Annotated in this window: 21 protein-coding genes; 10 read left to right on the plus strand and 11 right to left on the minus strand. The window is 64.7% G+C overall.

Annotated features, from left to right (window positions below):
- Positions 1 to 4: 4 nt before the first annotated feature.
- The 6 genes from A8G00_RS18925 to gatC form a co-directional block, all read right to left on the minus strand.
- Positions 5 to 625, minus strand: a complete 621-nt coding sequence (locus A8G00_RS18925; protein WP_061934748.1) for a hypothetical protein — start codon at positions 623 to 625, stop codon at positions 5 to 7.
- 9 nt (positions 626 to 634) lie between these two features.
- Complete coding sequence (locus tag A8G00_RS18930; RefSeq protein ID WP_103001398.1) at positions 635 to 1,795, minus strand: M48 family metallopeptidase; 1,161 nt, start codon at positions 1,793 to 1,795, stop codon at positions 635 to 637.
- Positions 1,792 to 2,535 carry a hypothetical protein gene (locus A8G00_RS18935; RefSeq protein WP_025548071.1) on the minus strand — a complete coding sequence of 248 codons (744 nt, stop codon included), beginning with the start codon at positions 2,533 to 2,535 and terminating at the stop codon, positions 1,792 to 1,794. The genes A8G00_RS18930 and A8G00_RS18935 overlap by 4 nt, the downstream gene beginning before the upstream one ends.
- A 131-nt stretch (positions 2,536 to 2,666) precedes the next feature.
- Entirely contained in the window at positions 2,667 to 4,163 is a 1,497-nt protein-coding gene (gene gatB, locus A8G00_RS18940) for an Asp-tRNA(Asn)/Glu-tRNA(Gln) amidotransferase subunit GatB (protein ID WP_103001399.1), read from the minus strand.
- Positions 4,164 to 4,283: 120 nt separating this feature from the next.
- Positions 4,284 to 5,768, minus strand: coding sequence for an Asp-tRNA(Asn)/Glu-tRNA(Gln) amidotransferase subunit GatA (gene gatA, locus A8G00_RS18945; protein WP_103001400.1), 1,485 nt, complete (start codon positions 5,766 to 5,768; stop codon positions 4,284 to 4,286).
- Between the two features lie 103 nt (positions 5,769 to 5,871).
- Entirely contained in the window at positions 5,872 to 6,159 is a 288-nt protein-coding gene (gene gatC / locus A8G00_RS18950; protein WP_025548067.1) for an Asp-tRNA(Asn)/Glu-tRNA(Gln) amidotransferase subunit GatC, read from the minus strand.
- Positions 6,160 to 6,273: 114 nt separating this feature from the next.
- Here gatC and A8G00_RS18955 point away from each other — a divergent pair, with 114 nt between their 5' ends.
- Positions 6,274 to 7,392, plus strand: a complete 1,119-nt coding sequence (locus A8G00_RS18955) for a DUF3089 domain-containing protein (protein WP_103001401.1) — start codon at positions 6,274 to 6,276, stop codon at positions 7,390 to 7,392.
- 8 nt (positions 7,393 to 7,400) lie between these two features.
- Positions 7,401 to 7,865: a Holliday junction resolvase RuvX gene (gene ruvX / locus A8G00_RS18960; protein WP_171010046.1), complete on the plus strand. Its 465-nt coding sequence runs from the start codon at positions 7,401 to 7,403 to the stop codon at positions 7,863 to 7,865.
- Between the two features lie 7 nt (positions 7,866 to 7,872).
- On the opposite strand, the gene A8G00_RS18965 is transcribed toward ruvX, so the two are convergent.
- The gene (locus A8G00_RS18965; RefSeq protein WP_103001403.1) at positions 7,873 to 8,274 is read right to left on the minus strand and encodes a MerR family DNA-binding protein; all 402 of its coding nucleotides are present in this window, start codon (positions 8,272 to 8,274) and stop codon (positions 7,873 to 7,875) included.
- A 70-nt stretch (positions 8,275 to 8,344) separates the two neighbouring features.
- Between A8G00_RS18965 and A8G00_RS18970 the strand changes: the two genes are divergently transcribed.
- Positions 8,345 to 9,106, plus strand: a complete 762-nt coding sequence (locus tag A8G00_RS18970; RefSeq protein ID WP_103001404.1) for a MauE/DoxX family redox-associated membrane protein — start codon at positions 8,345 to 8,347, stop codon at positions 9,104 to 9,106.
- A gap of 134 nt (positions 9,107 to 9,240) precedes the next feature.
- On the opposite strand, the gene A8G00_RS18975 is transcribed toward A8G00_RS18970, so the two are convergent.
- From A8G00_RS18975 to serB, 3 genes are all read right to left on the minus strand, one after another.
- Entirely contained in the window at positions 9,241 to 10,737 is a 1,497-nt protein-coding gene (locus A8G00_RS18975) for a murein L,D-transpeptidase (RefSeq protein WP_103001405.1), read from the minus strand.
- A gap of 56 nt (positions 10,738 to 10,793) precedes the next feature.
- Entirely contained in the window at positions 10,794 to 11,054 is a 261-nt protein-coding gene (locus A8G00_RS18980; protein WP_025552117.1) for a hypothetical protein, read from the minus strand.
- Positions 11,055 to 11,335: 281 nt separating this feature from the next.
- Positions 11,336 to 12,214, minus strand: coding sequence for a phosphoserine phosphatase SerB (gene serB, locus A8G00_RS18985; protein WP_103001406.1), 879 nt, complete (start codon positions 12,212 to 12,214; stop codon positions 11,336 to 11,338).
- Here serB and miaA point away from each other — a divergent pair.
- The 7 genes from miaA (at position 12,213) to leuA (ending at position 19,889) form a co-directional block, all read left to right on the plus strand.
- Positions 12,213 to 13,157: a tRNA (adenosine(37)-N6)-dimethylallyltransferase MiaA gene (gene miaA / locus A8G00_RS18990; RefSeq protein ID WP_103001407.1), complete on the plus strand. Its 945-nt coding sequence runs from the start codon at positions 12,213 to 12,215 to the stop codon at positions 13,155 to 13,157. The two genes, serB and miaA, sit on opposite strands and share 2 nt — an antisense overlap.
- Before the next feature lie 100 nt (positions 13,158 to 13,257).
- The gene (locus A8G00_RS18995) at positions 13,258 to 15,006 is read left to right on the plus strand and encodes an acetolactate synthase 3 large subunit (protein WP_103001434.1); all 1,749 of its coding nucleotides are present in this window, start codon (positions 13,258 to 13,260) and stop codon (positions 15,004 to 15,006) included.
- A gap of 10 nt (positions 15,007 to 15,016) precedes the next feature.
- Entirely contained in the window at positions 15,017 to 15,361 is a 345-nt protein-coding gene (locus A8G00_RS19000; RefSeq protein WP_103001408.1) for a hypothetical protein, read from the plus strand.
- Positions 15,361 to 15,876: an acetolactate synthase small subunit gene (gene ilvN, locus A8G00_RS19005; protein WP_044662034.1), complete on the plus strand. Its 516-nt coding sequence runs from the start codon at positions 15,361 to 15,363 to the stop codon at positions 15,874 to 15,876. The genes A8G00_RS19000 and ilvN overlap by 1 nt, the downstream gene beginning before the upstream one ends.
- Positions 15,877 to 15,983: 107 nt before the next feature.
- Positions 15,984 to 17,069: a ketol-acid reductoisomerase gene (gene ilvC / locus A8G00_RS19010; protein ID WP_268236517.1), complete on the plus strand. Its 1,086-nt coding sequence runs from the start codon at positions 15,984 to 15,986 to the stop codon at positions 17,067 to 17,069.
- Between the two features lie 140 nt (positions 17,070 to 17,209).
- On the plus strand, positions 17,210 to 17,833 hold the full coding sequence (locus A8G00_RS19015) for a YceI family protein (RefSeq protein ID WP_103001409.1): 624 nt from the start codon (positions 17,210 to 17,212) through the stop codon (positions 17,831 to 17,833).
- A gap of 382 nt (positions 17,834 to 18,215) precedes the next feature.
- Positions 18,216 to 19,889, plus strand: a complete 1,674-nt coding sequence (gene leuA, locus A8G00_RS19020) for a 2-isopropylmalate synthase (RefSeq protein WP_103001410.1) — start codon at positions 18,216 to 18,218, stop codon at positions 19,887 to 19,889.
- Between the two features lie 55 nt (positions 19,890 to 19,944).
- On the opposite strand, the gene A8G00_RS19025 is transcribed toward leuA, so the two are convergent.
- Positions 19,945 to 21,270, minus strand: a complete 1,326-nt coding sequence (locus tag A8G00_RS19025) for a M20/M25/M40 family metallo-hydrolase (protein ID WP_103001435.1) — start codon at positions 21,268 to 21,270, stop codon at positions 19,945 to 19,947.
- Positions 21,271 to 21,455: the final 185 nt, after the last annotated feature.

The raw sequence follows: 21,455 nt of genomic DNA on the forward strand, positions 1-21,455 counted from the left end.
CCCGTCAGCGCCGCGCAAGAGCGGGAGGGGTTTCGAGGCGGGCCGAGGACCATATCTGCCGAAAGGCTGGAACGTCCCGATCGAAATAGAGAATGGCCGGCGCATCGAACGTCACCAGGTACAGCCTGCCCTTGACGATGGCGCCCACCGCTTCGCCGCTGCGCGACACATCCTCCATCTGCTTTCGGAAACTGTAGGAGAAGCGCACGCCCTTTTCGCCCAGAAATGTCGCGGGCTCGATGGCGGTCATCGAGAAGAGCGTCGTCCCAAGCGCGATGCGATAACTATTTTCCAGCAGCGCAGGAATATCGGTCAGCAACATGGTCGAGGAAAAGCGCGGCAGCGGCCTGGTCTTCCTGCTCACCTCCCGAAACAAGGTCCGTCCGGTTTCAATACTGTAGAAATTGACGCCGTTCAGATCGTCACCGTCCAGCGTCCATGTCTCCGAATTGCGGCCGGGACGGGCGGACAGGCGGTTCCACTCCCGGTCCGGCGTGACGGTCAGGGTCGATTTGGCCACGGCAACGGACGTCCCCGCCGGCATCAGGGCATTGCCAGCCATCAGCGGCTGCGCCACCAGAACCGCGCAGATCACGGCCAGAAAAGATGAAATTCGTTTCGCCACGAGAAAATCCTATTCGTCGGTCATCGTCTGGAGCATGGGAATATCGGCCGCCTGGGGACGCAGCCGGATGTAATTCTTGAGCGCATCCGCGCCTTCGGTCCGCTGACGGTTACGCATCAGGCACAGACCCAATCCGCGCCAGCCCTCCGCCAGGCCGGGGTCGGCCGCGAGCGCCGATCGGTAGAAATCGGCCGCCGCCGCCAGATCGCGCGGATTGCCGCGCTGGCGGTACAGTTCGGCCCGCGCGAACAGCAGAGGCGCGGTCCAATGCTCCCCCGCCAGCGACGACAACAGATATTCCGTACCGCCGAAATCGTTGAGCTTCATCTGGTCGGACAGAAAATCCGGCAGCCATTTGGCAAGCGCCGCCGAATAGCTTTCCGCGCCCTCCGGCTTGGCCGCGACATCGGCGGACAGGGCCGCGAGATAGGTCGCGCGATCGAGATTGGTCGGATGGGTGGAGAAGAAGGCGACACGATCATAGCGTTGGCTGCGCTGTTTGCGCCCCAGCGCGGTCGCATCCGCCTCATCCATGAGCCGCTGCCAGACATGCGCCGCCGCCTGCGCCGAATAAGGGGACTGGATCGCATATTTGAGCGAGAGCAGGTCGGCCTGTTTTTCCTGATCGCGGCTGAACTGGAAGAATGAGCCGACCGCCGCCTGCTGCACGGTCGCGCCATATTGACCCAGAAAGGCCGCCCAGGCGGCGATGTCGGTCGCTGAACGTTGCCTCCGGAAGCCTGAAAGGCTGTGTCGCAGCTCGAAATGAGCGAACTCGTGGCCGAGTATCGCCGCTAGTTCCGCCTCGCTTCGAACCCGCAGCAGGAGCCCGCTCCAGACCTGCATCGTGCCGTTGGGGGCCATATTGGCGTTGAAGGATGCGACCCGGACCAGATAGATGCGCACGCCCCGGCATCGGTCCTGACCCACAGCCCGGCACAGGACGCCAGCCACATAGGCCTGCAGGGCCGGATCGTCGATGAGGAATTTGGAGTCGCGCAGTTCCCGCTCATCCTCATCGGCCAGCATCCACAGGCCACGCTCGTCCGTCCCTTGCGGCTGATAGGCCTGGCTGTAGGGCGGGAGATCGGAGGGCCCGGGGGCCGCCACCGCCGCCACCGGCAGAGTCAAGGCCAGCAGCGCCATTGCCCGCAGCAACGCGCCCGTCATTGGGCGGCAGCGGCAAGGCTGGGGGTGCTGCCGGGGAAATCCTCCAGCAACTGCGTTACACGGCGGCGGGCACCCTCCATGGTCCGGACATCGCCGCCCATCTGCAGGTCCGCATTGAGCCAGAGCAGGTCCCCGCTGGCAAGGTCCACCAGACCTGCAAAGCCCTTATGCTGGCCGGAGGTGATGCCGACGCCGCCCATGGCCGCGAACAGCTGGAAAATCTTCCGTCCGGTCGATCCGAACTGGTCCTCCGTAAAGATGAACAGCCCATAGCGCGCGCCCGAGCGGGCGGCGAGCGCGGATACGCCGGGCCCCAGCGTCCAGTCGAACGCCGCGCCTTCGCGCTTCTTCGTTGGCAATCGATTGCCGGGGAAGAACTGAAATTCGATCACCGATTGCGCGACGATGCCGAAGAGCGACTGATATTCGGCGAGGCTTTCGGCCTGCTGTCCCACAGGATCGGCCGAACCGACAATCTCATTGCCCAGACGCTGCTGCGCTTCCGCCAGGGCCAGATCCAGATTGTCCCGCGCCTGCTGCGTCCAGTCGGCATTGGGTTCGAACATGCCCGCGGTCGACTGGCTCCCAACGGTCACCCTGGGCCTGAACAACAGGATTTTGGTCGAATTCGGATCGAGCAGGAAGCCCTGCCGCACGGCGGACTTTTCCTGCGCCATGACGGCCGGCGACAGGCAGCCGAGCAAAAGGCACAAAATGGCGTGGCCGAACGCAAATCGCATGAATGTTCCCCCTGCACACAGCCAAGTCCCCCGACTCATGGCGGCTGTTGCTCAAGGGCTTAGCAAAGAGAACATCTTAGGTACAGATCGAACGACGCCTGCCGGAACAGACATCGTTCATAATGGACCAATCAGGCCAGCGCCTTCCTGATCAACTCATTCACCACCTGCGGATTGGCCTTGCCCTGCATGGCCTTCATCGTCTGACCGACGAAGAAGCCGAACAGCGCGTCCTTGCCCGCTTTATACTGTTCGACCTTGTCCGCATTGTCGGCCAGCACCTTGGCGACCGCGGCCTCGATGGCGCCGGTGTCGCTGGTCTGCTTCAGCCCCTTTTCCTCAACGATCCTGGGCGCGCTGTCGCCGGTTTCGAGCATGATCTCGAACACCTGCTTGGCGATGGTGCCGCTGATCGTGCCATCGGCAATGAGGGCCAGCAGTTCCGCGCCCTCTTCCGGGCTGACGGGGCTTTCCTCCAGCGTCTTGCCCAGGCGGTTGAGCGCGCCGTAAAGCTCCGACAGCAGCCAGTTGGCGGACGCCTTGGCGACCTCGCCCTCGCTCTTCTTCTGGATGCGCGCGCCTTCGGCCAGGAGCGCCTCGAACCAGCGCGCCGTGTCGGCGTCGGCGGTCAGCGTCGCGGCATTATAGGCGGAAAGGCCCAGCGCCTGCTCATAGCGCTGGCGCTTGGCGTCAGGCAATTCAGGCAGCGACTGGCGGCATTCCTCCAGGAAGGCGTCGTCCAGTTCCAGCGGCAGCAGGTCGGGATCAGGGAAATAGCGATAGTCATGCGCGTCTTCCTTCGACCGCATGGAGCGCGTTTCATTCTTGTCCGGGTCGTAGAGCCGGGTTTCCTGCACCACCTTGCCGCCGGCCTCCAGCACGTCCACCTGACGGCTGGCCTCATGTTCCACCACGGCCATGACGAAGCGGACGGAATTGACATTCTTCGTTTCGGTGCGGGTGCCGAAGGGTTCGCCCGGCTTGCGGACCGAGACGTTGACGTCCGCGCGCATCGAGCCCTGATCCATATTGCCGTCGCAGGACCCCACATAGCGCAGGATCGTCCGCAGCTTCGACAGATAGGCGCCAGCCTCCGCAGGCGAGCGCATGTCCGGCTTCGACACGATTTCCATCAGCGCCACGCCCGAACGGTTCAGGTCGACATAGGACCGCGTCGGATGCTGGTCGTGCATCAGCTTGCCTGCGTCCTGCTCGACATGGATGCGCTCGATGCCGATCGTCTTGACCTGCGCATCGGGGTTCTTCTCGTCCAGGCTGATCTCGATCGCGCCCTCGCCCACCAGCGGATGGTAGAGCTGGCTGATCTGGTAGCCCTGCGGCAGGTCCGCGTAGAAATAGTTCTTCCGGTCGAAACGCGACCATTTGTTGATCTGCGCCTTGATCGCCATGCCGGTGCGCACCGCCTGGCGGATGCACTCGCGGTTGGGCACGGGCAGCATGCCGGGCATGGCCGCGTCGACCAGGCTCACCTGGGTGTTCGGCTCCGCGCCGAAAGCGGTGGCCGCGCCGGAAAAGAGCTTCGCCTGGCTCGTCACCTGCGCATGGACTTCCAGGCCGATCACGACCTCCCACTCGCCGGTTGCACCCTGGATGCGATATTCACTCATGTTTCTTTTTCCGTTCGGGCTGAGCCTGTCGAAGCCCAGTCCTTTCTTGAAGAGAAGTGAGGCCCTTCGACATTGCAAGGAGACAAGCGGCTCCTTTCAACAGGGCGAACGGTGTTTGCTTTACCACCATTTCTCCGGCCGCGCCGCAAAGCCCGCACGTTCCTCGATCGCAAGGCCCGCGTTCAGCACGGTCTGCTCGTCCAGCGCCTTGCCGATGATCTGAAGCCCCAGCGGCAGACCTTGCGCGTCCAGCCCGCCCGGCACCGCCATCGCCGGCAGTCCCGCCAGCGAAGCCGGCACGGTGAAGACGTCGTTCAGATACATGGCGAGCGGATCGGCCTGCTTCTCGCCCAGCGCGAAGGAGGCGCTCGGCGCGGTCGGCGTCAGCAGCAGGTCGCACTTTTCGAACGCCTGCTCGAAATCGCGGGCGATCAGCGCCCGGACTTTCTGCGCCTGCGTGTAATAGGCGTCGTAGAAGCCCGCCGACAGCACATAGGTGCCGATCATGATGCGGCGCTTGACCTCCGGCCCGAAACCGGCGGCGCGGGTCGCGGCATACATGTCCTGCAGGCCCGCCCCATCGGGCAGGTCGCGCTGGCCGTAACGCACGCCGTCATAGCGGGCGAGGTTCGACGACGCCTCCGCTGGCGCGATGATATAATAGGTCGGCAGCGCGTACTTCGTATGCGGCAGCGACACTTCGACAACCTCGGCGCCCGCATCCTTCAGCCATTCGATGCCGCGGTCCCACAGCGCCGCAATCTCGGCGTTCAGGCCATCGGGGCGATACTCCCTGGGAATGCCGACCTTCTTGCCCCGGAGGTCGCTCGACAGGCTGGCTTCCCACTGCGGCACGGCCAGATCGAGCGACGTCGAATCCTTGGGATCGAAGCCCGCCATGCTTTCCAGCAGGATCGCATTGTCGCGCACCGTCCGCGCCATCGGCCCGGCCTGATCCAGCGAAGAAGCGAAGGCCACGATGCCCCAGCGGGAGCAGCGGCCATAGGTCGGCTTGATCCCCGAAATGCCGGTGAAGGCGGCAGGCTGGCGGATCGAGCCGCCCGTATCGGTGCCGGTCGCCGCCGGGCAGAGCCGCGCCGAAATCGCCGCCGAAGAACCGCCCGAGGAACCGCCGGGCGCCAATGCGGCATTGTCGCCGCCGCCCCGCCGCCAGGGCGAGATCACATTGCCGTAATAGCTGGTCTCGTTCGAAGACCCCATGGCGAACTGGTCGAGGTTGAGCTTGCCCAGCATGCCCGCGCCCGCGTCCCACAGCTTCTTCGAAACCGTGGATTCATAGGTGGGCTTGAAGCCTTCCAGCATGTGGCTCGCGGCGGTCGTCTGCACGCCTTCGGTGCAGAACAGGTCCTTCATGCCGATCGGCACGCCCGAAAGCGGCTTCAACGCCTCGCCCGCAGCCCTCGCCCTGTCGGCGGCGTCGGCGGCTTCCAGCGCCTTTTCCGGCGTTTCCACGATGAAGGCGTTCAGCGCCTTGGCAGCGGCGACATTGGCATTGAACGCCGCCGCCACTTCGCGCGCCGAAAAGTCGCCCGCGCGGAAACCGTCGCGGATTTCGGCTACTGTAAGATCAGTAAGGTTGGTCATACCCAAATTTCCGTTCGCCCTGAGCCTGTCGAAGGGCCGCACTTCTCTTCAAGAAAGGACTGGGCTTCGACAAGCTCAGCCCGAACGGGTGAAAGATTCCCACTCATTCGATAACTTTGGGAACCGCGAAGAAGCCATGTTCGGCCTGCGGGGCATTGGCCAGCACCTTGTCGCGAACATTGCCGTCGGTGACGACATCGTCGCGCAGGCGCAGATGATTGGGGATGACAGCGGTCATCGGCTCCACGCCGGTCACGTCCACCTCGCCCAATTGCTCCACCCAGCCCAGGATGTTGTTGAGTTCGGGCACCATCGCCTCCGCTTCGGCGTCGGTCACCGAAATGCGCGAAAGGCTGGCGATCTTTTTCACGGTCTGAAGGTCTATCGACATGGCCCCGCCGCTACCACCCGGCCACGCCCGCTTCAAGTCCCGATCCTCCGAGACCTTGCGCACGCTCGCGGCTTACGCCAGACAGAAACAGTCCATCACTAGGGAGAGCAATCCTTGGCCCGCAAGTTCCTCTATGTCGTAACCGGCCTGATCGTGCTGGTGATCGCGGCATTGCTGGCCTATCGCATCTGGGGGATGCAGATGATCCGCGCGGTCATGGTCCCTCGGGAAGCCTTCGCGCAAATCGAACCGCTCCCCGCCAACGCCTATGACGATCCGAAGATGTGGATCGCCCGGCCCGATATCGTGAAGGACAACCCCGCCCTCTGGACTCCCGAAGGCGTGAAGGACGCCCCGTCGGCGGAAAAGGCGACGGTCTTCTTCATTCACCCGACCTCCTACATCACCACGCTGGGCGACGCGCATTGGAACATGCGGCTGGATGACCAGGAATCCCTCGCCACCGCGCGGCGCTTCGTGCAGAATCAGGCGAGCGCCTTCAACGCGGCGGGTTCCGTCTGGGCGCCCCGTTACCGCCAGGCCAATTACGGGGCGTTCCTGACCGACAAGCCGGCTGGCGAGCAATCCCTCGCCGCAGCCTATCGCGATGTTGCGCAAGCCTTTGCCGCATTCCTGAAAGCCAATCCCGAAGGTCCGCTGATCCTCGCGGCCCATAGCCAGGGGTCGCTCCATCTGCTCAAACTGTTGCGGGAGCAGGTCGCCGGCAAGCCGGTCGCCGACCGCATCGCCGCCGTCTATGCCGTGGGCTGGCCGATTTCGGTAGAGGCCGACCTGCCCGCGCTTGGACTTCCCGCCTGCGCGCGGCGGCAGCAGTCGCATTGCATCGTGAGCTGGCAAAGCTATGCCGAACCGGCCGATCCGTCGGCGGTGATCGAAAATTTCGAACGCAAGCCGAGCTTCACCGGCAGGCCGCACAAGGGCACGCACATGCTCTGCACCAATCCCATCACCGGCGCCTTCAACGGGGCCGCGCCCGCCAGCGCCAATCGCGGCACGCTGGATGCGCGGGATGCCGGCAAGCCGACCCGGCTGGTTCCCGGCATCGTCCCCGCCCGCTGCGACACCAGCGGCGTGCTGATGATCGGCGAGCCGGTGGACATGGGGCCCTTCACCTTGCCGGGCAATAATTATCACGTCTATGACTATGCGCTGTTCTGGGCCGATGTGCGCGAGGATGCGAAACAGCGGCTGGCCGCCTTTCTGAAGAAATAGACATGTCCATTCTTACCGCCGACCGCGCGGTTTTCCGCGAAGCCCTGCCCCATGGCGGCCGCCTGATCGGGCTGGACGTGGGCACCAAGACGATCGGCCTTGCGCTATGCGATGCGGGATGGTCGATCGCCAGCCCGGCCCATACCGTCAGCCGCGGCAAGTTCACCAAGGACAAGATCGCGCTGGCGGCGTTCATGGAACAGCAATTGGTGAAGGGCGTGGTGATCGGCCTGCCGCTCAACCTGGACGGCAGCGAATCCCCGCGCAGCCAGGCAAGCCGCGCCTTCGCCCGGAACATCGCCGACCTCGGCCTGCCGATCCTGCTGTGGGACGAGCGCTGGTCGACGCAGGCGGTGACGCGGACGCTGCTGGAGGCGGATGCCAGCCGCGCGCGGCGGGGTGAACTGGTGGACAAGCTTGCCGCGAGTTACATCCTGCAGGGCGCGATCGACGGGCTGATGGCCGGCTTCTGAGGTCCCTCTACTCCTCAAAGGCGGAGATGATCGGGCAAGGGCCTTCCTGCGAGGCATGGCATGCGCTGGCAAGTCGCCGCAGGCTGTCCCGTGCCGTCTCCAGTTCCGCGATCTTCAGGTCCAGCGCCGCTAGCCGCTCCGCCGCCAGTTCACGCGCCCGCGCACGGTCCTGCCCTGCATCCAGCCGCAGCAACTCCCCGATTTGGTCCAGCGTGAATCCGGCCGCCTGCGCCGAACGGATGAACCTCAGACGCCGTACATCCTCCTCGCCATAGCGCCGCACGCCGCCCGCAAGACCGGCACCTTCCGGCCGGTCGGGCGTATCCAGCAGGCCGCGCCGCTGATAGAAGCGTATGGTCTCGACGCCGACGCCGCCCGCGCGCGCCAGACCGGAAATCGTCATCGTCATGCTTGACTCCGGACCATGGTACGGACCCCATATGGGGTGCGAAGCGAACCTCTCAAGAGAAAGCGATGCGATGACAACAGTGGCCGCCTCCACCCAAATTCCGGGCAAAGCCGTCCTTTACCGCATGGTGATGCATGGCCACATCTGCCCCTTCGGACTCAAGGCCAGATGGCTGCTGAAGCGCAAGGGTTATGAGGTCGAGGATCATTGGCTTACCAGCCGCGCCGAAACCGACGCCTTCAAGGCCGCGCACAATGTCGGAACGACGCCGCAGATCTTCATCGACGGGCAAAGGATCGGCGGCCATGACGATCTTCGCCGCCTTTTCGGCCTGACGGTCGCCGATCCGCAGGCGAAAAGCTACAGGCCGGTCCTTGCCGTCTTCGCGGTCGCGGCCCTGCTTGCCCTGGCGACCAACTGGCTGACGGAGATGCCGCTCATCGGCATCATGACGGCGGAACGCTTCATCGCGATCTCCATGATGCTGCTCGCCATGCTGAAATTGCAGGATGTGGACCGCTTTGCGACCATGTTCCTGAATTACGACCTGCTCGCCCGCCGTCTTGTCCCTTATGGATATGTCTATCCCTTCCTTGAACTCGGTGCAGGCGTGCTGATGCTGGCGGGTGCGCTCGAATGGCTGTCGATCCCCGTGGCGCTCTTCATCGGCGGGATCGGTGCGGTTTCGGTTTTCAAGGCCGTCTATCTCGAAAAGCGCGAACTCAAATGCGCCTGCGTCGGCGGCAGCGGCAACGTGCCGCTCGGTTTCGTCTCCCTGACGGAGAATGTCATGATGGTCGCCATGGCGCTGTGGATGCTGGCCGCGCATTGACCGAAATCGGCTGGAGCGCGCTGCGTCAGGTCGGACGCCGGTCGCGCGCTCCAGATTTCTGATGCCGCAGCCTTTCAGGCAAAAACCGGTTCCCACCCTTCGATAGATGCAGGACAGGCTTTCCGCACGATGCTCTAGATGCCGTCGCGCCCATAGACATCGGGCATGAACTGCACCCCGCCCGCGGTGGGCACGGCGGTCAGATAGGTCAGATAGACCGGCACGGGCTGGGGCAGAGGCACATGCTGTTCCGGCTTGTCGCTGTCGGGCTTCAGCGGCTTGCCGAAGAACCAGCGGCCCATCCTTTGCGCATCCTCCAGCCGCACGCAGCCATTGCTGAACTGCCGCGCCGGTTTCGCCAGAAGGTCGCGCGATGGCGTGTCGTGCAGGTAGATGCCAAGATCGTTGGGGAACATGAACTTGACCTTCCCCATGGCATTGTCGCCGCCGGGAAGCTGACGCACGCGCAATTCGGTGCGCCCGTCGGCCACCGCGCGCCAGTCGATCGCGGCCGGCTCCAGCTTTTGCGCATTGGCGCTCCAGTCGGAAAGCGCTTCATAGCGCAGCTTCGTCAGCGAGGCGCCGTTCAGCATTCGCGGCGCGAGTTTCCGCTCGACCAGATCGGACGGCACGTTCCAATAGGGATTGAGCGTCGCATAGCGCACCATGCCCGCCATCATCGGCGTCTGGCTTTCCTTCGCGCCGACGACCACCTTCATCGTGCCGTCCTGCACGCCCTTGCTGAAATACCAGAGGCGGGCGGAGGCCGCATCGACCACCACATGCCGCACCTGCGGACCGGGCAGCAGCCGCGTGCGTTCCAGATTGAGCGCGATCAGCCGGTCATAATAATCATCGCCCCGGTTCAGCGCGGCGATGGTCGCAGCGCCCGCGACACCGTCCGGCTTCAGGCCATGATCGCCCTGAAACGTCTTCACCCTTGCGACAAGCGCCTTGTCATAGGCGGTTCCGCCCTCCAACCCCAGGCGGCGGCGCAGCGCCACGGCGCCAGCCTTCATGCCGGGGCGCAGCTTCCCATCGGTCGGCACCGGCACTTGCGGCAGTCCGCCCCAACGCCTTACGAAAGTCGCCCGGGCGTCGCGCAGCTTCACGTAAAAGGGGCTCATCCAGCCGGACGAACGCACATAGTCGACAAAGGACGGCGCGACTGCGGCGGCGCGCAGAATTTCCTTCGGTTCCTCATCCTTCGGCTCCACCTCCGGATCGAGATAGCGCACCTTCACCTTGCGCGAGGGTTTGCGCATGTCGCTCACCAGCGCGGCGAAGGCCTTGGACAAGGCGATGTCCGCCCGCGCCAGCAGCCGGGGATCGCCGTTCGCATCGGCCTCCTTCATCAGGGCCTTGAGTTCGCGCGGTTCATAATCCCTGGGTTTCAACCCATCCGCATCGGCCCCCTCGATCAATGCGATCAGGGCATCGGCTTGCGGCCCGACCCTGCCCTTTTCGATCCAGAGCGGCCAATAGCCGCGCGGGGCGTAGAAATCCCTCAGCTTGCCGCCCACGGACGAGCGGATTTCCGCCGCCACGCTGGTGCGCTGGGAGTCCACAACCGCGCCGGGCTGCGCAATGGCCTGTCCGGGCCAGGCCGTCAGCAGAAGCGCGGGAAGCAGGGCGGCACGGAGGAAAGGGGCGCGGCAAAGGCGCCGCGCCCGGACAACTGCGTTTATCAGCCGCGTTCTCCGCGACGGGAGGGCGGCGGAGGCGGCGGGGGCGGCGGACAGGGCGGTCCCTGAATCTCATGATACATGCCGTCGGGCGAATAATAGCCATCGACGATGCCGTCGCCATTGCGGTCTGCCGCGACAGTGCCGCTGATCGCGCCCGGGCCGACCGGCGGCGCGGGGGCGATGGGTTCGTCCCTCGTCGACGCGCATGCGCTCAATGCGAGCGCCGTGCCGCCGAGAAGTGCCAATAGCCTGATTTTCATACCCTCTCCCTTGGCGCTGCGAGGACCGTGCGCCGGTTAGAATGTGGACGCTGCGGGTTGCAGCGCGAGTGTAACGACCGGCGGTCGGATTCGATTCCATTACCGCTGCGCAATGACGACGAGTCGTGCCCGAGCAACGGTTAACCGAGCCGGGCTGCGATGCTTCCGCCGTCCCGAGCCCGCCATGCTCCTGCGCAGGCGGGAACCCGGTTCAGGCGGCAGGACGGGTTCGAACCACTCGCCTTACCGGGCCCCTTCAACAAGAGCAGGTCGCGCCGGGATCAAATCCCGACCCACTCCGCCGAAGCAATACCCTGTGCATAGAGCAGCACGGACAGATCGCCATGCACGATCTCCGCCGCCGCCGCTTCGCGCGTCTTGGGCTTGGCGTGATAGGCGACCCCCAGCCCGGCCCCCTGGATCATCGGAATGTCGTTCGCCCCATCGCCCACGGCCAGGGTCAGCGCGCGGTCGATCCCGCCCTCTATCGCCGCTTCCAGTTCCGCCCGCTTGCGCGCCGCATCGACGATCGGCACCGTCACCGTGCCCAGCAAGGCCCCGTCCGCGATCTCCAGCACATTGGCGACGGCGGCATCGAAGCCGATCTCCTCCGCCACCGGTCCGGTGAAGCGCGTGAAGCCGCCCGATACCAGCAGCGTCCTCGCTCCCCTCGCCTTCATCGTGCGCACCAGGGCACGGGCGCCGGGCATGATCTTCACCCGCTCGGCCCTGCACTGGTCGATGGCCGCGTCCGCCAGCCCCTTGAGCAAGGCCACCCGCTCATGGAGCGCGCCGGCGAAGTCGAGTTCGCCCCGCATCGCCCGCTCGGTGATTTCCGCGATCTGCGCCTTGATCCCGGCATAGTCGGCCAGTTCATCGATGCATTCGACCGTGATCATGGTGGAGTCCATGTCGGCGATCAGCAGCTTCTTCTCCCGCCCCCCGACCGGTTGGACGATCACATCCACGCGGTCGCCAATGCCGGTCAGCGCGGCGCGCGCGGCAATCGGATCAAGCCTAAAGAAAATATCCGCCGCCTTGCCCTCGTCCAGCCACTTGCTATCCACCGGCGTGCAACCCGCCGTGGCGAGCCGGCCGGCAGCCTCGGCAATATTGTCCTGACTCAAGGCGCCACTTGCCACTAAGGTCGCAACGAACATGGAAACTCCTGACACTTCACAGGGCGAATCCCGCCCGCGCGTGGCGCTTATTGCCGGGCCCACCGCCAGCGGCAAGAGCGCGCTTGCGGTTCGCCTGGCCCGCGCGGCGAACGGCATCGTCATCAACGCCGATGCGAGCCAGGTCTATGCCGACCTCCAGATCCTCTCGGCCCGCCCCAGCTTGGAGGAAATGGCCGGTATCCCGCACCGCCTGTTCGGCCATATCGACGGCGCGGAAGCCTGCACCGCCGCCCGCTGGGCCGCCGAAGCCCGCGATGAAATCGGCAAGGCGCATGAGGCCGGACGGCTCCCCATATTGGTCGGCGGCACCGGGCTCTACCTGCGCACCCTGCTGGACGGCATCGCCCCGGTCCCCGACATCGACCCCGCCGTCCGCGCAGCCGTCCGCGCCATGCCGGTGGCGGAGGCGCATGCCGCGCTGGCGAAGGAAGACGCCGCCGCCGCCGCCCGCCTCGCCCCCGCCGACACCAGCCGCGTCGCCCGCGCTCTGGAGGTGGTCCGCTCGACCGGCCAGCCCCTCTCCGAATGGCAGCGGCGCAAGAGCGGGGGCATAGGCCCGCACATCGCCCTTTCGCCCATGATCCTGCTGCCTCCGCGCGACTGGCTGATCGCGCGCTGCGACCTGCGCTTCGGGCAGATGGTGGACGGCGGCGCCGTAGCGGAAGTCGAGGCGCTGCTCGCCCGCGACCTCTCCCCCGACCTGCCGGTGATGCGCGCCATCGGCGTACCGGAAATCACCGCCTGGATGGCAGGGGAGATCGACCGGGAGACCATGATGGAACGCGGCCGGATCGCCACCCGCCAATATGCGAAACGGCAATATACCTGGTTTTCGCGCCAGCCTCCGCCGGAATGGCCCCGAGAGGCGCGACAGATTGATGTGGAAATTGTCGATGAATTGGCAATAAAATTACAACAATAACTATTGACTTGCCATTTTATGTCCAATAGACGCAGCCGCCTTGCCATCCTTCCGCTTCTGGAGCAGAGGGCGCAGCAATTATCGAATGGAAGGAGCCATCGTGGCCGAAAAGAGCGGCGCGGACATATTGGTTGAGTGCCTGATCGACCTGGGGGTCGAGGTCGTGTTCGGCTATCCGGGCGGTGCGGTGCTGCCCATTTATGACGCACTCTTCAATCATCCGAAGATCCGCCATGTGCTCGTTCGCCACGAACAGGGCGCGACCCATATGGCGGAAGGCTATGCCCGTTCCACCGGCAAGCCCGGCGTCGTGCTCGTCACGTCCGGCCCCGGCGCGACCAATGCCGTCACCGGCATCACCGACGCGCTGATGGATTCGATCCCGATGGTCGTCATCACCGGGCAGGTTCCGACGCAGCTCATCGGCACGGACGCTTTCCAGGAAGCGGACACGGTCGGCATCACGCGCCACTGCACCAAGCACAACTATCTGGTGAAGTCGCCCGGCAAGCTGGCGAGCGTCGTCCATGAGGCGTTCCACATCGCCACCACCGGTCGGCCCGGACCGGTCGTCATCGACATTCCCAAGAATGTCCAGATCGCGACCGCGCCCTACAAGAAGCCGGAAAGCTTCGAACATGCCAGCTACCGCCCGCAGACCAAGGCGGACCCGGCCGCCATCGCCAGCGCGGTCGAGATGCTAGCGGCTGCGGAGCGTCCGATCTTCTACACCGGCGGCGGGGTCATCAACTCCGGTCCTGAAGCCTCGACCCTGCTGCGCGAGATCGCGGCGCTGACCGGCGCGCCCGTCACCTCGACGCTGATGGGCCTGGGCGCCTTCCCCGCTTCGTCCGGCCAGTGGGTCGGCATGCTGGGCATGCACGGCACCTATGAAGCCAATTGGGCGATGAACAAGGCGGACCTGATCGTCTGCGTCGGCGCCCGCTTCGACGACCGCGTGACGGGCCGTCTGGACGCCTTCGCCCCGCATGCGAAGAAAATCCACATCGACATCGACCGCAGCTCGATCAACAAGACGGTCGAGGTCGACCTGCCGATCATCGCGGACGTCGGCAATGCCCTGGCGGACATGATCGCGCTCTGGAAGGATCGCGGACACAAGGCGGCGGACCTTGGCGAATGGTGGGCGCGGATAGACGGCTGGCGCGCGCGCAACAGCCTCGCCTATCCGGAAAGCCGCGAAGAGATCATGCCGCAGGAGGCGATCGCCCAGCTCTACAAGGCCTCGCGATCGGCCAGTGACGTCATCATCACCACCGAAGTCGGCCAGCACCAGATGTGGGCCGCCCAGCATTTCGGCTTCGACGCGCCCAATAAATGGCTGACCTCCGGCGGCCTCGGCACCATGGGCTACGGTTTCCCGGCCGCCATCGGCGCGCAGATCGGCAATCCGGACAGTCTGGTGGTCTGCGTCGCGGGCGACGCATCGATCCAGATGAACATCCAGGAAATGGGGACGGCCAGCCAGTATCGCCTGCCGGTCAAGATCTTCATCCTCAACAATGAATATATGGGCATGGTCCGCCAATGGCAGGAACTGACCTATGAAAGCCGCTATTCCAACAGCTATTCCGACAGCCTGCCCGATTTCGTGAAGCTGGCGGAGGCCTATGGCTGGACCGGCATCCGCATCGAGGGGCCGCAGGAACTGGAGGCGGGCATCCGCCAGATGATCGACACGCCCGGTCCGGTCATCGTGGACTGCCGCGTGGCGAAGCTTTCCAACTGCTTCCCGATGATCCCGTCGGGCGCGGCGCATACCGACATGCTGCTCGACCCCAGCCAGGTCGAAGGCGTCATGTCGGACGAGGCGAAAGCGCTGGTGTGAGGATGGCGGCGTGACGCAACATCTGAAGCTCCGCATCCATGTGAGCGAACCTTTCGATTTCGAACGGTTGGCCGGCAGGTCCGAACTGACCGGCTGGACGGTGGACCATGCCGATCCGGAGAATGAGGATTGGGAAGTCCATCTGGATGCGGGCTTCGACTTTCACGAACGCCACATCGGCCGCCTGCTGGTCAGCCCGCGCTATGTGGGCGAGCATCTGGCGCGGATGTTCGATGCGATCGCGGGCTTCCCGGTGCGGATCGCCCATCGCGACGACGGCGCATGGCACTACGCCTTCACAGGCATGATTTCAGAGCGCCATGAGCGCGAAGAACCGGACAACGGAAACATCTGATGCATATTCAGGAAGAGATTAGCGAGCGGCATGTCCTGTCGCTGACGGTTTCGAACGAGGCGGGCATATTGGCGCGCATCGCGGGCCTGTTCACCGCGCGCGGCTATAATATCGACAGCCTGACCGTGGCCGACATCACCCCCGACCATGCGATCAGCCGCATCACCATCGTCACCAGCGGCCCGCCCAAGGTGATCGACCAGATCATCGCCCAGCTCGAACGGCTGGTGCCGGTGCACAAGGTGACCGACCTTACCGACAACGGCCCCTTCGTCGAACGCGAACTGGCGCTGGTCAAGGTCGCGGGCGTGGGAGAGGACCGGATCGAGGCGCTTCGCCTGGCCGACGTCTTCCGCGCGAAGGTGGTCGACACGACGATCGAGAGCTTCATCTTCGAGATCACGGGCACCACCGACAAGATCGACAATTTCGTCGGCCTCATGCGGCAGATCGGCCTGGTGGAGGTCGGCCGCACCGGCGTCGTCGGCCTGATCCGCGGCAAGGAGCCGAACTGAAGAAATCACCCCTCTCCCGCCGGGAGAGGGAGGTCGAAAAGAGTCATCTGCCTCTTTTCGACGCCGCAAAGCGATGGGAGGGTGAGGGCGGTCCCCTCGCCGCGCAGGTGGTCCCCCTCACCGCAAATCTCGGCTCCGCAAGGCGCCACCCGAACGGAAAGAAGGAACGTCAAATGAAGGTTTATTACGATCGCGACGCCGACATCGGCCTGATCAAGGGCAAGAAGGTCGCCATTCTGGGCTATGGCAGCCAGGGCCACGCCCATGCGCAGAATCTGCGCGATTCCGGCGTTGCCGAAATCGCCATCGCGCTGCGCCCCGGTTCGCCCAGCGCCAAGAAGGCCGAAGGCGCGGGTTTCAAGGTGCTGCCCAACGCCGAAGCGGCCGCCTGGGCCGACGTGCTCATGATCCTGGCGCCCGACGAGCATCAGGCCGCCGTCTATGCCGCCGACATCCACGCCAATCTGCGCCCCGGCGCCGCACTGGCCTTCGCGCACGGCCTCAACGTGCATTTCGGGCTGATCGAGCCGCGCAAGGACGTCGACGTCATCATGATCGCGCCCAAGGGCCCGGGCCACACCGTCCGCGGCGAATATCTGCGCGGCGGCGGCGTGCCCTGCCTGATCGCCGTTCATCAGGACGCGACCGGCAATGCCCATGACATCGCCCTCTCCTATGCTTCGGGCGTCGGCGGCGGCCGCTCCGGCATCATCGAAACCAACTTCCGCGAGGAATGCGAAACCGATCTGTTCGGTGAGCAGGCCGTGCTTTGCGGCGGCACCACCGCGCTGGTCCAGGCCGGTTTCGAAACGCTGGTCGAGGCGGGCTATTCCCCGGAAATGGCCTATTTCGAATGCCTCCACGAACTGAAGCTGATCGTCGACCTGATGTATGAAGGCGGCATCGCCACCATGCGCTATTCGATCTCGAACACCGCCGAATATGGCGACATCAAGACCGGCCCGCGCATCATCACCGAAGAGACGAAGAAGGAAATGAAGCGCGTCCTGGCCGACATCCAGTCGGGCCGCTTCGTCAAGGATTTCGTGCTCGACAACCGCGCCGGCCAGCCGGAACTCAAGGCAAGCCGCATCGCTTCGCAGCGTCACCCGATCGAGGAAACCGGCGCGAAGCTGCGCGCCATGATGCCCTGGATCGGCGCCAACAAGCTGGTCGACAAGGACAAGAACTGAGAGCCTGCCCGCCATCCCCGGCAACGGGGTGGTAGGTAGCCGATCCGGTAACCCTTTGTTTCCGGTTACGGCTCTGGAACAATCAAGGGACGTCGCTTATCGTAGCGGCGTCCCTTGATCGCTTTCGGAGATTATCCTTCATGCGCAAATATCTGATCCCCGCCGCCGCCCTTGTCGCCCTTGCCGGCGGCAGCGCCGTCATCGCCCAGCAGATGCCGCCCGCCCCCGGCGCGAAGGACGCCGCGCGCGTGACCGGCGGCACCTATACGATCGATCCCGGCCACACCCAGATCCTCTTCGCCTATGACCATATGGGCTTCACCAACAATCTGGGCGTCATTTCCGAAGCGACCGGCACGCTGACGCTCGATCCGAAAAACCCCTCGGCCGCCAAGGTTTCGGTCGAGGTTCCGGTGACGAACCTCAAGACCGGCATCGCCAAGCTCGACGAACATCTGATGAAGCCGGAATTCTTCGACTCCGCCAAATTCCCCAAGGCGACCTTCGTGTCGACGGGCGTAAAAGCGCAGGGCAACGAGGCGGAAATCACCGGCAACCTGACCATCAAGGGCATTACCAAGCCGGTGACGCTGGACACCGAATTCTACGGCGCGGGCAAGGCGCCGGCGATGATGGGCGGCAAGGAAAATGCCGGCTTCGTCGCCACGACCACGATCAAGCGCAGCGATTTCGGCATGGGCTATGGCGTGCCGATGGTCGGTGACGCCGTGGAACTGAAGATCGTCGTCGCTTTCCAGAAATAAGCCACGGGCACGAATGACAATCCCCCTCCCGCCCGCGGGAGGGGGTTGGGCAGGGCGCGAGCGAAGCGAGCTTCTTCGCTAACCGGTCGACGCGCCGGTGACGCCGCGCCCCTCCCCACTCCTTCCGCAATCGGGAGGAGCGAGGGCCTGTGTCCTCCCCCTTGCGCTTGCCGGTCGATTCGGGCTATGGCGCTCCCATCATGCAGCGCGCGCTTCTTCCCCTGCTACGACTTACACGCCCTTAGGCGTGGTTTTTGTGCTGCTCTTCGCTTGAATGACGCGGCAATCCGCCTAAGGGCATAATCAAGCAGATAGTCGTACCACCGGGCAGGCCGCAATCCTTTGGACAGGCTCGCCCGTATGCAGAGAAGCCATTTTCGTCATGATGCTGACCGATCCCTCGCTGAAATACCGCCCCTTCCCTCAGGTCGACCTGCCGAACCGCCAATGGCCGTCGAACGTCATCACCGCCCCGCCGCGCTGGCTGTCGACCGACATGCGCGACGGCAACCAGTCGCTGATCGACCCGATGAATGCGGAAAAGAAGCGCCGCTTCTTCGACCTGCTGGTGAAGGTCGGCGTCAAGGAGATCGAGGTCGGGTTCCCAAGTGCTGGCGCGACCGAGTTCGACTTCATCTCCGGCCTGGTGCGCGACGGCGCGATCCCCGACGATGTGTTCCCTCAGGTGCTCACGCAAGCGCGCGAAGACCTGATCGCCACCACCTTCGAATCCTTGCGCGGCGCGAAGAAGGCCATCGTCCACGTCTATAACGCCGTATCCCCCGCCTGGCGCAACATCGTGTTCCAGATGGACCGGCCGCAGATCAGGGACATCGCGATCACCGCCGCGAAGCTGCTGCGCGACAATGCGGCGAAGCAGCCCGACACCGACTGGCATTTCGAATATTCGCCCGAAACCTTTTCCACCGCAGAGCTGGATTTCAGCCTGGAATGCTGCGAAGCGGTGATGGAAATCCTCCAGCCCACGCCGGAGCGTCCGCTGATCCTGAACCTGCCCGCCACGGTAGAGGCGGCGACGCCCAATATCTATGCCGACCAGATCGAATGGATCTGCCGCAACATCAGCAAGCGCGACAGCGTCGTCATCTCGCTGCACACCCATAATGATCGCGGCACCGGCGTGGCGGCGGCGGAACTGGGCCTGATGGCGGGCGCGGATCGGGTCGAAGGCTGCCTGTTCGGCAATGGCGAGCGCACCGGCAATTGCGACCTGGTGACCGTGGCGCTCAACATGTACACGCAGGGCATCAACCCCGGCCTGGATTTCAGCGACATCGATGAAGTCATCCAGACCGTCGAATATTGCAACCAGTTGCCCGTCCACCCGCGCCATCCCTATGCCGGCGAACTGGTGTTCACCGCCTTTTCCGGCAGCCATCAGGACGCCATCAAGAAGGGCTTCGCCGCGCAGGAAGCGCGCAACGACCAGATCTGGGACGTGCCCTATCTGCCCATCGACCCCAAGGATCTGGGCCGCGATTACGAAGCGGTGATCCGGGTGAACAGCCAGTCCGGCAAGGGCGGCGTCGCCTGGGTGCTGCAACAGGACAAGGGGCTGAAGCTGCCCAAGCGCATGCAGGCCGATTTTTCGAAGGTCGTGCAGGCGCTGGCCGACGAAAGCAGCCGCGAACTGAACGCCGCCGACATCTGGACCGCCTTCGAAACCCATTATCGCCTGACGGGCGAACAGCCCTACAGCCTGATCGACTATCATGAGAGCGGCGCGGCGGGCGACCGCATCTTCACCGGCAAGATCACGCACAAGGGCGGCGAACGGAGCATTTCCGGACGCGGCAACGGCCTGATCTCCTCGGTTCTCGCGGCGCTGCGCGATGAACTGGGGGTCGATCTGGAGGTCGCCGACTATAGCGAGCATGCGATCGGCGCGGGTACGGATGTCGCGGCGGCCGCCTATGTCGAATGCCGCACCCCCAATGGCCGGACCATCTTCGGGATCGGCACGGATACGGATGTCGCCACGGCCTCGGTTCAGGCGGTGCTGTCCGCGGCCAACAGCGTCGCCACGCAGCGCTGAAACGACCGACCTGCAATGGGCTCCTGCAAAGGCGGGAGCCCATGGGGAAGACGATCTACCCCGCCAGGGCCTTCACCATCCGCTCCCACTGGTCGAGCGCTTGCCGTATCCCCGCCACCGGCACGCGTTCGTTCAGCCCATGGGCAAAGCCGTCCTCGCCGCGCTGGAACAGGCTGGAAACGCCATAGCTCGGCACACCCAGCGCCCGGAAATAGAGGCTGTCCGTCGCCCCCGCCGACATGGAAGGTATGACGGGAATATCCGGATAGCGAGCCGAAACCGCTGCCTTGACCGCTTTCACCACATCCTCGCGGAGCGGTGAGGCATCGCTCGCCTGCGGGTCGTCCAGGGTGGTGATCCTGGCGTCCGGATCGTCAATGGCCTGCGCCAGTTCCGCCTTCACGGCATCCACCGCGATGCCGGGAAAGATGCGGCAGTTGACGTCGACCTTCGCGCTTTGCGGCAGCGCGTTGAGCGCGTGGCCTGCCTGCGCCATGGTGGCGACGCAGGTCGTCCGCACCTGCCCCACAAATTCGGGATAGTCCGACAGCAGGTCGGCCGCCTTCCGGTCCCCCGTCTCGGCATAGCGCCGCATCGCCTCACCCACGGCCCCGCCGATCCGCTCCGCCGAAAGGGCCAGCGACGCCCTGGTCAGTTCATTGCGCATCGGCGCGAAGCGATAGGCGGCGATGCGGTCGATCGCCCGCGCCAGCCGATAGATCGGGTTGCCAGGCGTCGGCGCGCTGCTGTGGCCGCCCGCATCGGTGAAGGCGATCTCGAAATCCGCATAGCTTTTCTCGCCAGCCTGCAATTGATAGAGCACCGCCCGTCCGCCCTCGTCCAGCAGCCCGCCGCCGCCATCTCCGTTCAGCAGCAGTTCGGCGTCCTTATATTTCTCCGCCAGCGCCCTGCTCGTCCGCATATGGGTTTCCTCGTCGCCCGACAGCAGCAGGGTGACGGTCCGCCGCGGTCGCCAGCCTTCCTTCTTCAGGCCCATCAACGTCGCCACCATCATGGCGACATCATATTTATTGTCCTCCGCGCCCCGCCCGAAAATATAGCCATCCTCCTCGACCGGCAGGAATGGATCGCGCGCCCAGTCCGCCGGATTGGCGGCCACCACATCCATATGGCCGATCAGGAGCAGCGGCCTGAGCCGCGGATCGCTGCCGCGAATGGTCGCGGCCAGGCTCGCCGTCTCACCCATCGGCGTGATCTCCACATCCCCTGCCGCAAATCCCGCCTGCTGGAGCAGCGAGGCATAATAGGCGGCGAGGCGGGGCACCTGCCCCTCTCCCTCCACCGTGCGGAACGCAATGGATCTGACGAGAATGTCCTTGGCCAATGCCGGGTCGCCGGCGGCCTGCGCGGGGTGCGGCAGGAACAGCACCGGAGCGGTCAGGACCGCAAGAACCGTCCGCCATTTCCTCAAATCGCATCTCCTGCTGGACCAAGGACCATTCTGTGGCATAGTGGATTGCGACAGCCAATCCGTTTGCTGTCCCAGTCGCGGAAAGAGGGCGTCCTTATCCGCGTTCACCCCCATAAAGAATTGCTTGCGCGCAT

The organism is Sphingobium sp. SA916, from assembly GCF_002894065.1.
In the GTDB taxonomy this organism is placed as follows: Bacteria; Pseudomonadota; Alphaproteobacteria; order Sphingomonadales; family Sphingomonadaceae; genus Sphingobium; species Sphingobium fuliginis.